Source organism: Erwinia sp. Leaf53 (assembly GCF_001422605.1).
GTDB lineage: Bacteria > Pseudomonadota > Gammaproteobacteria > Enterobacterales > Enterobacteriaceae > Erwinia.
Map to the genome: position 1 here is coordinate 157,526 of NZ_LMLK01000012.1, position 11,590 is coordinate 169,115.

Consider the following 11,590-nt stretch of genomic DNA (forward strand, 5'->3'; position numbering starts at 1 on the left):
GTAGCTTCTGACACCTATCTGCTGAACCTGGCGGATTCGGACTGTCGGGCCCCCTTTACTCAATCCGGAAGCCGGTGGTTTCTGGCCCCCAGTCAGGCTGGCCTCTTTTGCCATCGGCCCGCTAAGTCCGTTCTGCCAGCACCTGCGGCAAATGCGCCATCTCCGCCATCAGCCGATCCGCCCCGGCGGCCAGCAGCCTGTCGCCGTGCTGGGGGAAAGTGTGGGCCCCGCCGGTGAAGCCAATGACCTGCATGCCGGCACGTTTGGCGGCCGTGACGCCGGGCACCGAGTCTTCGATCACCAGCGTGCGGGCGGGATCGGCCTTAAAGCAGGCCGCCGCGTGCAGGAAGATGTCGGGCAGCGGTTTGCCGCGTCCGGGGCCGAGGTCGGCCGCCGAGTAGATCGCCCCCGCGAACAGATCCTGCAGCCCGACCTTACTGAGCATCAGCTCCAGCTGCGCGCTGGCCGAGTTGGAGCAGATGCATTTCGGCAGGGTCAGCGTGCCGATCGCCTCACGGGTACCGGGAATCCGCGTCAGCCGGGCGTCGAACTCCGCCAGCAGCGCGGCGTAAAAGGTCTGATACAGGCTGGCCGGCAGGGGCACGCCGGTACTGGCCTGCACCTTTGCGATCAGCGTATCCCAGTGCAACCCGCTGTAGTGGGTGCAAAACGCCTCAAAACCGATCGCGACGCCGTGCTCCGCCAGCAGCGATCGGGTCAGCGTGATGCCGATAATCTCGGAGTCGACCAGCACGCCATCGCAGTCAAAGATAATCAAATCAAGCGGGGGATTCATTGCTCACCTCAACGCAAAGCGGGCCGTCCGCACTGAGGCGGACGGCCCGGATAGTCAGTCACCGGTTCAGGCGTGAGCCGGGGATTTTTTATATTTCGCCAGCAGCGCCTGGATATCACGCAGGCGGCCGATCGCTACCGACGAGAGCTTCTCTTTCGACACGTTACGGTCGAGCGAGATGCAGTCTTTCCACAGCGAACGGCCGGCAATTACCCCGGACGCGCCGTTGCGCAGCGAGATATCCACCTGGCCTAAGAAGGTGGCGTGATCGACGCCGGCCGACAGCACCGCCCACGGAATATCGCCGCAGATTTCGGTGACGCGGGCGCAGGCCGCTTCGCTGCCCGGATACGGGATCTTCAGCACTTTCGAGCCGCAGTCGATACAGGCCCGGCAGCCGTCTTCAATCAGCTGCGAGAAGGCCTGCTGATAGGCCTCTTTGCTCTCGTTCTCCAGCTGATAGGTGAGGAACTCCACCACCAGGAACAGGTCTTCACGGGCGAAATCGGCAATCACCTCGCGCAGCGTCGCCAGGTTAGCGGTATTGGCCGCTGGCGTATCGGTACGCAGGTAGATCATGATTTTACCGCCGGTGGCACCAAGCTCACGCACGCGGCGGGCGGTGATCCCCTCCACCATATTAGAGATGCGGTAGCCTTCCGGCGAGGTGCTCCAGCCGGAGGCGTCGAGGCCGACCAGCAGGCCAGTGTTACGCGGGATCACCCCCTGGTCGACGATGCCCGGTACGGCGCAGATTGGATCAACCAGCACGCAGCCCGCTTCGGCGGCAAGATAGCTGGTGATGTCATACTTGGTTTCACCCAGCGTGGCGTTACTGATACCCGCCTGCTCTTCCGGCGTGGCCGCTAGCAGGGTGCGCATGCCGCCACGCTGGTCGCAGGCCACCACCATCATTGAACCGTTGGCATCACAAATCATCTGATAGCCGCGACGTTCGGCCGTAGTCATTTTATTCATTGCGTTAATCCTCATTCAGAGACGGGTAATTTTCGATTTATTCGGATCCAGCCGTTGCTGAACCCAGCGTATTAATTCTTCGCTGTCACCAGCGCGATCCTGGTCCAGCGTATACACCTCACCGACCGCCATTGGCCGGGCTTTTTCTGCCAGCTGCATTAATTCGGGAATATATTCCGCACCGGGGTGCCCTTTAACACGGCACTCGCAGCGTGACCGGTAGCGTTGTGCCACCGTTTCCGGTGCTATCTGATTCCATATTTCAATGACCTGCTGGCAGCCGCTTGAGGCGATATAGGCTTCCAGCACGTTTTTTTCGCGGAAGCCAAACCAGGCATCCATAATAAAGTTCACTTCCGGCGGCGCATTTTTGACAATATCGAACATCGCGGCGTAGGCGGCATGCCCCAGCTTCCGGTTTAACGGTCGGTCAATAATGTCTGCAAACTGCACCATAAAAGGTTCTTTAATCAGATCGATGCTCAGTAGCGGGAAACTAAACCGGTCAGCCAGGACTCTGGCAACCGAACTTTTTCCTGACGCCGGAACGCCATTGACCAGAATAAGTGTTTTCATAGTAACCCAAGAATATCTTCAGCCGTGGTGGCCTGCCTGATTTGCAACAGCGTTTCTTCCTGCTCCAGTAGTCCGACGATTGATGCAATCCCTTCGGTAATATGCGAATCACCGTTTACGCCACCGAACATTACGATAATGTCCACCGGCTCACTGCCGTGAATAGAGACCGGCTGATTTAACGTCACCAGACTGAAGCAGTTTTTAATCACGCCACACTCCGGCCGGGCGTGTGGAATAGCAATACCTTCATCAAACACGTAATAAGCACCGTACTCCAGCGTGTTATTAATCACGGCCTGCGGATACTCCGCTGTAACAAACCCTCCTGTAATCAGCGGCGTGGCCGCGGTAGCGATAATTTCATTCCAGGTGTTAATCTCTTTCTTTACCTGAATAAAAGGGTGTCGGGAAAGAAACTGTTTAATGCTCATATCACCTCATAGATTTCTGCGGATGGTGTTTCTGAGTTCATCCATTTTTACGAAAATATCATCAACGCGCTGGCGGTAACGCGGCTGAGCGGAGTAGATTTTGATTGCCTGGTTATATTTCACCATCAGCTGCTTCTGAGTGGCATTATCTGCCGGGTTGGCCGCTAACTCGGTTTCCAGTTGCAGCAGCGTCTGGGCTATTTGCTCTGCCGCCGCCTCATCTTCGGGCTCTGCCTGCGGCGCAGATGAATGAAACAGCTTCTTCAACATTGACAGCATATTGCCTCCTCAGTGGCGGATTGTTTCCACCGGCCAGGGGTAACGCGGTGGATGACTCCCCGCGTTACTTATTCAGCTTGCGGTTAGCAAACCAGACGATAAACACCACGAAGGCGATAAAGCCGGCGACAAAGCCCCAGTCATTCTGGAAGGCGTGGCCGAGTACCAGCCCGGTGCTGATTACATCGGAATCGCTGAAGGTGACCCCTTTAAAGCCAAAGGTCTCCAGCAGCGGTACCAGAATCGCCGGTAGCAGGGTAATAAACAGGCCGTGTACCACGCCGCCGATAATCGCCCCTTTGCGGCCGCCCATCGCGTTGCCAAACACCCCGGCTGCTCCGCCGGCGAAGAAGTTGGTCAGCAGGCCGGGCAGGATCATCGCCAGGCCAAACATCGGGAAGACGATCATGCCGATAATCGAGCCGACGGTGGTGGCGAGGAAGCCGACGATCACCGCATTAGGGGCGTAAGGGAACAGCACCGGGCAGTCGAGCGCCGGTTTGGCGTTGGGCACCAGGCGCATGGCGATACCACGGAAGGCCGGCACCAGTTCGTTCAGCAGCAGTCGCACGCCGCTGTACAGCACGAAGACGCCGGCGACAAACTGCATCGACTGCATAAACGAATACATGACGTAGTTGGTTTCACCGGCAAACTGGGCGATATAAGTCGGCCCGGCGAACAGCGCCGGGATGATGTACATCGGCACCATAATCACCGCCATCGACAGATAGGTGTCCTGCAGGAACTTAAAGTTGTCCGGCAGTTCCAGGTCCTCGGTCGAGCGTGAGTTCTTGCCAATCACCCGTGCCACCGCCGCCTGCACCAGATAGCCGATGGTGCAGAAGTGGCCGAGGGCAACGTCATCCGAGTCGGTGATTTTGCGCACGATAGGCTGGGCAATCGCCGGCATCAGCACCGCCATGATGCCGCCGAAGATGCCACCGGTGAGGATCAGCGTGGCGCCGGTCAGCCCGGCCTTGTAGCCGATCACCGTACCAATGGTCGCCATCCACAGCAGCGCCTGGCCGGTGAGGAAGATGTATTTAAACGGCGTGATGCGGGCAATCAGGATATTGACCGCGAAGATCACCAGCAGCGTCAGCGCCACTTCTGAACCCAGCTCGCGGTTGGCCACGCCGGCAATCGCCGCCACGTCGGTAATGTAGCCCTTCATACCAAAGCCGCTGGTGAAGATATCGTTGAGGAAGGTCAGCGCTTCCACAATGATGTTGATGCCGGCCATCATGATCAGGAAGCCGAGCAGGGTTTTAAAGGTTCCCTCCACCGTCTTGCCGATCGATTTTTTCTGCAGGATCAGCCCGAGCATGGCGATCAGTGCAATCAGGATCGACGCCTGGCCTAAAAAGTCTTTCACAATAAAATGGATAATTGCGTCCACGTGACACCTCGCCTGTTATTTTGCGTTAATATAAGCAAGAATTTTTTCTTCAATCTCTTTCTTATCCGTCAACCGGTTGAGGATAATCACTTTACGTTTATCCTCTTCGCTGGCGTCTGAATTTAAAATGTCGGCAAACATTTTCTGAGTCAGAATAATGTCATATTTAAATGACGAGGCTTCGGATACCGTGGTGTGATCGATATCCGCGTCAATCGACAGCTTCTGCAACACCGACTTGGCGCTCATTTCGATGGCAAAGCTGGAGCCGAGGCCGCAGCCACATACGCAGAGTACTTTAAGCATGGTAGACCCTCAGATAAGGTGAGTTATTTTCGCCAGCTTATAAAGATTGCTCTCTTTATCGACCAGGCGTTTTTCAGAGTTTTCAAGATCTATCGGTATGGCTTTGTTGTTATTATTGATGACAATAATTTTATTGCTCAGGCCGCTGTGAATACATCTGACCACTTCCTCTGCCAGGATCGCGCCCTGAATAATCTCTTCGCCGGTGGGCATACCGCTTCTCAGCCCATAGCCAAGAATCGTTTTACGGATACGAATACCAATTTTGTGCTCAAGTTTTCCAATCATGGTATCAATCGCGCCCTGGAAACCCGGCGTATACTCTTTGGTGTAACCCTCGGAGCATAAAATCACCACGCTGTTCTGCTGTTTGATTTTATTCTTTATTTTTTCCGCCAGCAGGTCGATATCCCAGACTGATTCCGGGATCAGCGCGATATCCGCGTTGCTTTTCAGCGCCGCCTGCAGGGTCAGTTCGCCACAGTAGCCGCCCAGCAGCTCAATCATAAATACCCGCCCCGGCAGGCCACGGCCGGTATTGCGTAATTTGCCGACCTCGGCAATCACCTGTTCGCAGGCGGTGGAGAAACCGACGGTATAACTGTTGCCGCTGATATCGTTATCAATGGTCATGCCGATGCCGTAGCAGTTGATGCCGTAACCGCTCAGCACCTTAAGAAACTGAAAAGAGCCGTCACCGCCGCCCATAATCAGGCAGTCAATTTTCTTTTGCCGGATATTTTTAACGATTTTCTCATAGTCAGACTTCTTACACTTCTCCTCTTTACGGCCGGAGGCGATCAGCGGTACTGAGGATATCGACAAATCGACCAGGTCACGGCGGGATATTTCTTTCGCCCGGTTGGCGATAAGACCATTAATGCCGCCGTCAAAGACCACTATTTCAGAGTCGGTCATCCGGTTTATCTGAAACAGAAAGTTGTTCATGCCGCTGACATCACCACCACTAATCACTAATCCTATTTTCATGGTTGACCTCAGAGTTAAGGGAGCCGTTAAAAGTAAGATTGATGTTAATGATGGGGGGATTCCGTTTTTAGAAGTGGGTCACACTTTGCTAAGGTTTTTCCCGGTGAGCCGATCTTGACAGCGATTTTAAAGAGGTAAATTTGTGATTTAAATCACTCTATTTATCTCTGCAATACAGGCTGGATAGGTTAACTGCATGTTTAATAATGAATTTAATTTTGTGAGCCAGGTAATGTTTTATTCAGCGACAGGTTACGATCGTCAATGAACGCTTTTGTGAGTTAAATCACTTTATAAAGGTTCGCGGAATAAAATGACCGGTCAGGAGGGAGGTCACACAGGTATTGATCATGCCGAACTTATCAGATGCAATAAAAGGAAGGGGAGCTGGAAGTTCTGGCTGAGCAGGGAGCGAGACGTCGCCAGGATTGCAGAGCCAGGTAGAGGTGACAAAGGAGGCGAGGAAGCAGGGAGCCATTTGCCGGGGGGAGAGGCTGGCGTCAGACAAAAAAAATCCGTGGCAGGCATGTACCACGGATTTTCTTTTCCCGGCGACTCAGAGGCCGGGGAACTCAACCGCCGGAATTACAGCGCCGGGCCGGCCGACTGAATACGCGCACCGGCTTCGGTGGTCGCGTAGTGCGCGAAGTTACTGATAAACAGCTGCGCCAGCTTCTCCGCCTCTGCCTGCCAGTTGCCGTTGGCGTTACGCGGGTCGAGCTTCGCGCTCTCCACGCCCGGAATGGATGCCGGGATCGCCAGGTTGAAGATCGGCAGGGTTTCTGTCTGGTTATCACCGGCGGTGCCTTCCAGAATCGCGCTGATAATCGCCCGCGTGTCCTTCAGCGACAGACGCTCGCCCGCGCCGTTCCAGCCGGTATTGACCAGCCAGGCTTCGGCACCGCTCTGCGCCACTTTGGCCGCCAGCACGTCTGCGTACTGGGTCGGGTGCAGCAGCAGGAACGCCGCACCGTAGCAGGCGGAGAAGGTAGGCGTCGGCGCGGTGATGCCGCGCTCGGTGCCCGCCAGCTTGGAGGTAAAGCCGGAGAGGAAGTGATACTGCATCTGGTCCGGGGTCAGGCGTGATACCGCCGGCAGCACGCCGAAGGCGTCCGCCGCCAGGAAGATAATGCGCGCAGGCTGGCCGGCGCGCGATACCGGACGCACGATGTTCTCAATATGATCGATCGGATAGGAGACGCGGGTGTTTTCGGTTTTTGAACCGTCGGCGTAGTCCACGCTGCCGTCCTCGCGCACCACCACGTTCTCAAGCAGCGCGTTGCGGCGGATCGCGGCATAGATTTCCGGCTCCGCTTCCTGCTTCAGGTTGATGGTTTTGGCGTAGCAGCCGCCCTCGAAGTTAAATACGCCGTCGTCGTCCCAGCCGTGCTCGTCGTCACCGATCAGCTGGCGCTGTGGGTCAGTGGAGAGGGTGGTTTTACCGGTGCCGGACAGGCCGAAGAACAGCGCTACGTCGCCCGCTTCGCCGCGGTTGGCCGAGCAGTGCATCGAGGCAATGCCCTGCAGCGGCAGCAGGTAGTTCATCACCGAGAACAGCCCTTTCTTCATTTCGCCGCCGTACCAGGTGCCGCCGATCAGCTGAATTTTTTCGCTCAGGTTAAAGGCGACGAAGTTCTCTGAATTAAGGCCCTGCGCCTGCCAGTGCGGGTTGGTGCAGCCCGCGCCGTTGATTACCGTAAAGTCCGGCGTAAAGCTGGCCAGCTCGTCGTCCTGTGGGGCGATAAACATGTTTTTGACGAAGTGCGCCTGCCAGGCGATTTCGGTCACAAAGCGCACCGCCAGACGGGTATCGTTGCTGGCACCGCACCAGGCATCAATGATGTACAGCGGTTTGGCGGAGAGTTGCTGCGCCACCAGGCCTTTCAGGCTGCTCCAGACCTGCTGCGTCATTGGTTTGTTGTCGTTGCGACCGAGGCCGGCGTCGGACCACCACAGGGTGTTCTGCGTCAGATCGTCGCGCACGATGTACTTATCGCGCGGTGAACGGCCGGTGAACTCGCCGGTATCCACCGCCACGGCGCCGGAGGCGGTCATCACGCCGCGCGCCGGGCCGGTCAGATCGGCTGCCGTTTCGTGTGCGATCAGCAGATCGTAATGCGGGTTATGGATTATCTCACCGACATCCCTGATGCCGAGGCTTAAAAGGTGTTCTTTAACTGATGCAATAATCGACATACGCTACCTGACTCAATGGATGACGTGCGGGGCGGAACTATTCCGGCCCGATGGAATAGGCGGATATTAACACCGGGCTTCTGATGCATAAATTGCATAAATGCTATGCGTCATGCTAAATTTGCATAGCGTTGGCGGACTTGTTGAAGGATTTGTGACGGTGCTCAGTAATCTTGAAGTGAAGTGGTTGTACGACGTGATCGCACTGGAAGAGTGCCGCAGCTTTACGCTGGCGGCGGAAAAACGCAATATTTCGCAGCCTTCGTTCAGCCGACGCATTAAGTCGCTGGAGGCCGCACTGGGCTTCAGCGTGTTTGATCGCAGCGTCAATCCTCCTCAGTTAACGCCGCAGGGCAGAATATTCGTCGGCTACGCGCGCAATATGCTCGACGATATGGACTTTCAGATCGGCCGCATCAAAGGCGATCACAAGCTCAAGCAGAGCATCCGCATTGACGCCGCCCCGTCGCTCTCGGTGCTGCTGCTGCCCGACCTGCTGGCGGAGTACACCGACGGCCCGGATAAGGTGTTCTTCGTTGAATCGATCAATGTCAATGACGCGGTGTTTAACCTGAAAGAGGGCAAGAGCGACTTTATCCTGTCGTTCTACAACGAAGAGCTGATGAACTACCCGTTTATCAACCACAAGATCTTCGATTCTGCGCTGCACCTCGTCACCCCCTGCGACCCGCACGGCCAGCCGCTGTTCAGCCTCGACGGCGACACGCTGCCGCTGATGAAGTACGCCAACGACAGCTATATGGGCCGCCAGGTGAACCAGGTGATTGACCGCCATCCGGAGATCGTCTTCCAGCTGCGCTTTGTCTCATCGATGAGTGAATTGCTGAAGCGGATGATCCTCAAGGGAGACGGCGTCGGCTGGCTGCCCTACTACTCGATTCAGCAGGATCTGGAGGAGGGACGGCTGGCGATTATGGACCCGAGCCTGTCACTGAATATTGCCGCCTACGTTTACCGCTCCGGCGCGCGGTTAAACCTGACGGCAGAGCGGTTCTGGCACTATCTGAAGGTAAGGAAGAGCTGAGGCGGCTCAGGGTTCGCTACTTTGCTCTAGCCTGACTATTTATCCCGGCAGCGAACCGCTGGCTCACTGCGGCCGCCGACCGCCGACCGCCGACCGCCGACCGCCAAACGCCAAACGCCGAACGCCGACCGTCGAACGCCGACCGTCGAACGCCGACCGCGGGGCGTTCAGCCCACTCAGGATTTATCTAGATTAACCCGCCTGGAATCAGCACCAGCGCCATTTCACTGGCAAGGTTTTCCATCGCTTTAGTGACTGCGACTGAAGTTGAGGCTGATTCGGAATCAATCGTGACGTCAAGGTCGCTGGTATTAATACGATCGCCAAACAACATAACAGCCTTGTCGCCATGCTGTTTAGAAGACCACCGGATCCCCTGAGCTTCAGGGTTATCATCGTGGATTTTCTCTGCCCACTGACGCGTTTCGGGATAATGATCTGCAGAGGACCCCAGTAAATCGCCCTGCGTAATACCATGTTTTTTCATGAAACGGGGATTGAGATCAACAAACTGAATATCTTTCCGAGGCGATATCTGACTTCGGGCAAGCTTGTCCAGCACGGACAGTTCGATGGGGGCATCTTCACAGGGAGTAGGGAGATCGTGTAACACCGTCTCCATCAACGCAACGGGCAGGCTATCTCCGCCGTATAATGTCGAAATGCTTTTCCCTTCACCGTCATTTATGGGGCTGAAGCGGCTTTTCCCTGCTCCGGGGTTAAATTCTGTTGCGCCATATTGCGATGGGTGAATTCGCTCAATGATTTTCCCTTTCGGCCAGGCGACCAGGCTGGCTGAGAGATCGGCATTTTTTCCAGGCGTGTTAATTTTTTTAGCCATGTACCGGTCCTTCCTTAGCCCGTCGTGCCGCTTCCAGTACCTTATTGGGTTCTGATATCAGGAGATCTTTAGGCTTTTTATTGCCCAGCCAGCTATTCAGAGTGCCAAACCAGACGGCGAGTGACCAGGGGGTTTTGGTTTCTCCGAATACATCGATGATTTTCTTCATCAGTGGCAGCGGCTGCCCGCCAATATCCAGCGCGTAAGCCGGATAGAGGTCTCTGCCTTCTGATGTGATGGCAAAGATTTTCCTAGCCCGCTTCCAACGATTGGGTAAGCCACTGGGGTTTCTTACTGTAATACTTCCCCCGCCACGGCGTGAAACTTCCTGAGCAGGTAGCCACTCACTGTCATCAAGGATGGTCTTTTTGAGTTTTTCCAGCCGTTCGGTGTTGGTTAGAGTGGCGTTACCCACTCTGTTTTCGGTGGTAACATCACGAGTAACAGTAATTGTTTTTTCGTCAGTAGCCAGAAGGATAAGGTTGCTTACGGCGCGGAAAGCGGCCTCAAGGGCAACTTTAAAGGCGGCGTCATCAATGGAAGCCGGACGTTTCACAACATAGTAATGCTTTGTCTGATTATCCCGGCGATTGTCAACTTCTGGCAATGAAATGGAGATGTCAGCATGCTCTCGACTGGTTTTAAAGTACGAGATGTTATCTGCCGGGACGGCAATAACCTCAAAATCAGCGTCTTTTTCCCGTGTAATCATGATTTGACTCCCGGTGACAGTTTGACCATATATCGAATATCTACAATATAGACTACATCACGGTAGTCCACCATCACCTGATCCGAAGGCGCATTTTTTATCGGCTTATCTTTGGTCGGGAAGCGCGGGGGCGGATCTGTAGGGGAGGGGGAGTGCTCATGGGCAAGAACAGTGACTTAAGAGAGTCAGATACAGAATTCAGTACCCAGAAAAGCAAAAACCCAGCCAGTGGCTGGGTTCTTTAAATAGTGGTGCCCGGACTCGGAATCGAACCAAGGACACGGGGATTTTCAATCCCCTGCTCTACCGACTGAGCTATCCGGGCAACGGGGCGTATTAAACTGTAAAGGCCGTTCGACGTCAACGGCTTTGTCATAAAAACTTCGCCAAATCATGCTGAGCGGGTGATTTTTAGGCTTACAGCGCAAAATGCGATCAGCCCAGCGCTCCGTTCTTACGGCACAGCGCAATGGTCAGCACGTCTTCCGCCAGGCTGCGCGCGATGTCCACTTCATGCACCTTGCGTTTAACCAGCAGGCGCGACAGGCAGCCTTCCAGAATCAGCTCCATCTGGTGGGCGACCAGCGCCGGATTATCGGCCTCCAGCCGGGTCAGCAGTTCGTGGGTGTACTGCCACGATGCCTGCTTCTGCCGTTCGGCCAGCTGGTGAATCGGGTGATCCGGCTGCGGCCAGAAGCTGCAGGCGGCGATAAACAGGCAGCCGGGGTAGCGCTGGTTGTTGACCGCCTCGGCCAGTCGTTCATAGCGCGCCAGCAGCTTCTTTTCCGGGCTGAGGGTCTCATCCAGCAGCAGCTGGCGCCGCCAGCTGTCAATCTGTTCGCCGTGGTAGCGCAGCGCGTCATACAGCAGCGCCTCGCGGTCCGGCCAGAAGGCGCGCAGGTCAGCCTCGCTGCTGCCGGTTTCTCCGGCCATCATACTCAGCGTGGTCGCCGCCAGGCCATTAATTTCCAGCACGTTCAGTGCATGATCCAGAACTGCTTCTCGCTGCACGGGGTGCTCCTTATCTCGGACTCT

13 protein-coding genes and 1 tRNA gene are annotated in these 11,590 nt (G+C 55.7%); 1 reads left to right on the forward strand and 13 read right to left on the reverse strand.

Annotated features, from left to right (window positions below):
- Window positions 1–121: 121 nt before the first annotated feature.
- The 9 genes from ASF13_RS09475 to pckA form a co-directional block, all read right to left on the reverse strand.
- Window positions 122–796 (reverse strand): HAD family hydrolase, encoded by a 675-nt coding sequence (locus ASF13_RS09475; protein ID WP_056235299.1) that lies wholly within the window; start codon window positions 794–796, stop codon window positions 122–124.
- A gap of 66 nt (window positions 797–862) precedes the next feature.
- Window positions 863–1,774, reverse strand: coding sequence for a tagatose-bisphosphate aldolase (locus ASF13_RS09480; RefSeq protein ID WP_056235301.1), 912 nt, complete (start codon window positions 1,772–1,774; stop codon window positions 863–865).
- Window positions 1,775–1,789: 15 nt separating this feature from the next.
- Window positions 1,790–2,350: an AAA family ATPase gene (locus tag ASF13_RS09485; RefSeq protein WP_056235304.1), complete on the reverse strand. Its 561-nt coding sequence runs from the start codon at window positions 2,348–2,350 to the stop codon at window positions 1,790–1,792.
- Window positions 2,347–2,784 (reverse strand): PTS sugar transporter subunit IIA, encoded by a 438-nt coding sequence (locus ASF13_RS09490; protein ID WP_056235309.1) that lies wholly within the window; start codon window positions 2,782–2,784, stop codon window positions 2,347–2,349. Before ASF13_RS09490 ends, ASF13_RS09485 begins: the two co-directional genes overlap by 4 nt.
- 6 nt (window positions 2,785–2,790) lie before the next feature.
- Entirely contained in the window at window positions 2,791–3,054 is a 264-nt protein-coding gene (locus tag ASF13_RS09495) for a hypothetical protein (RefSeq protein WP_146005490.1), read from the reverse strand.
- A gap of 73 nt (window positions 3,055–3,127) precedes the next feature.
- Window positions 3,128–4,465 (reverse strand): PTS sugar transporter subunit IIC, encoded by a 1,338-nt coding sequence (locus ASF13_RS09500; protein ID WP_056235314.1) that lies wholly within the window; start codon window positions 4,463–4,465, stop codon window positions 3,128–3,130.
- Window positions 4,466–4,480: 15 nt separating this feature from the next.
- On the reverse strand, window positions 4,481–4,771 hold the full coding sequence (locus ASF13_RS09505; protein WP_056235317.1) for a PTS sugar transporter subunit IIB: 291 nt from the start codon (window positions 4,769–4,771) through the stop codon (window positions 4,481–4,483).
- Window positions 4,772–4,780: 9 nt separating this feature from the next.
- Entirely contained in the window at window positions 4,781–5,761 is a 981-nt protein-coding gene (locus tag ASF13_RS09510; protein WP_056235320.1) for a 6-phosphofructokinase, read from the reverse strand.
- A 585-nt stretch (window positions 5,762–6,346) separates the two neighbouring features.
- On the reverse strand, window positions 6,347–7,957 hold the full coding sequence (pckA, locus tag ASF13_RS09520; RefSeq protein WP_056235326.1) for a phosphoenolpyruvate carboxykinase (ATP): 1,611 nt from the start codon (window positions 7,955–7,957) through the stop codon (window positions 6,347–6,349).
- A gap of 160 nt (window positions 7,958–8,117) precedes the next feature.
- Here pckA and ASF13_RS09525 point away from each other — a divergent pair, with 160 nt between their 5' ends.
- Window positions 8,118–9,002: a LysR substrate-binding domain-containing protein gene (locus ASF13_RS09525; protein WP_056235330.1), complete on the forward strand. Its 885-nt coding sequence runs from the start codon at window positions 8,118–8,120 to the stop codon at window positions 9,000–9,002.
- Between the two features lie 187 nt (window positions 9,003–9,189).
- On the opposite strand, the gene ASF13_RS09530 is transcribed toward ASF13_RS09525, so the two are convergent.
- The 4 genes from ASF13_RS09530 to ASF13_RS09545 form a co-directional block, all read right to left on the reverse strand.
- Window positions 9,190–9,843, reverse strand: a complete 654-nt coding sequence (locus tag ASF13_RS09530) for an RES family NAD+ phosphorylase (RefSeq protein ID WP_056235333.1) — start codon at window positions 9,841–9,843, stop codon at window positions 9,190–9,192.
- Complete coding sequence (locus tag ASF13_RS09535) at window positions 9,836–10,555, reverse strand: hypothetical protein (protein WP_056235336.1); 720 nt, start codon at window positions 10,553–10,555, stop codon at window positions 9,836–9,838. The genes ASF13_RS09530 and ASF13_RS09535 overlap by 8 nt, the downstream gene beginning before the upstream one ends.
- A gap of 249 nt (window positions 10,556–10,804) precedes the next feature.
- Window positions 10,805–10,880 (reverse strand) — tRNA-Phe (locus ASF13_RS09540).
- A gap of 110 nt (window positions 10,881–10,990) precedes the next feature.
- Entirely contained in the window at window positions 10,991–11,566 is a 576-nt protein-coding gene (locus ASF13_RS09545; protein WP_056235338.1) for a transcriptional regulator, read from the reverse strand.
- Window positions 11,567–11,590: the final 24 nt, after the last annotated feature.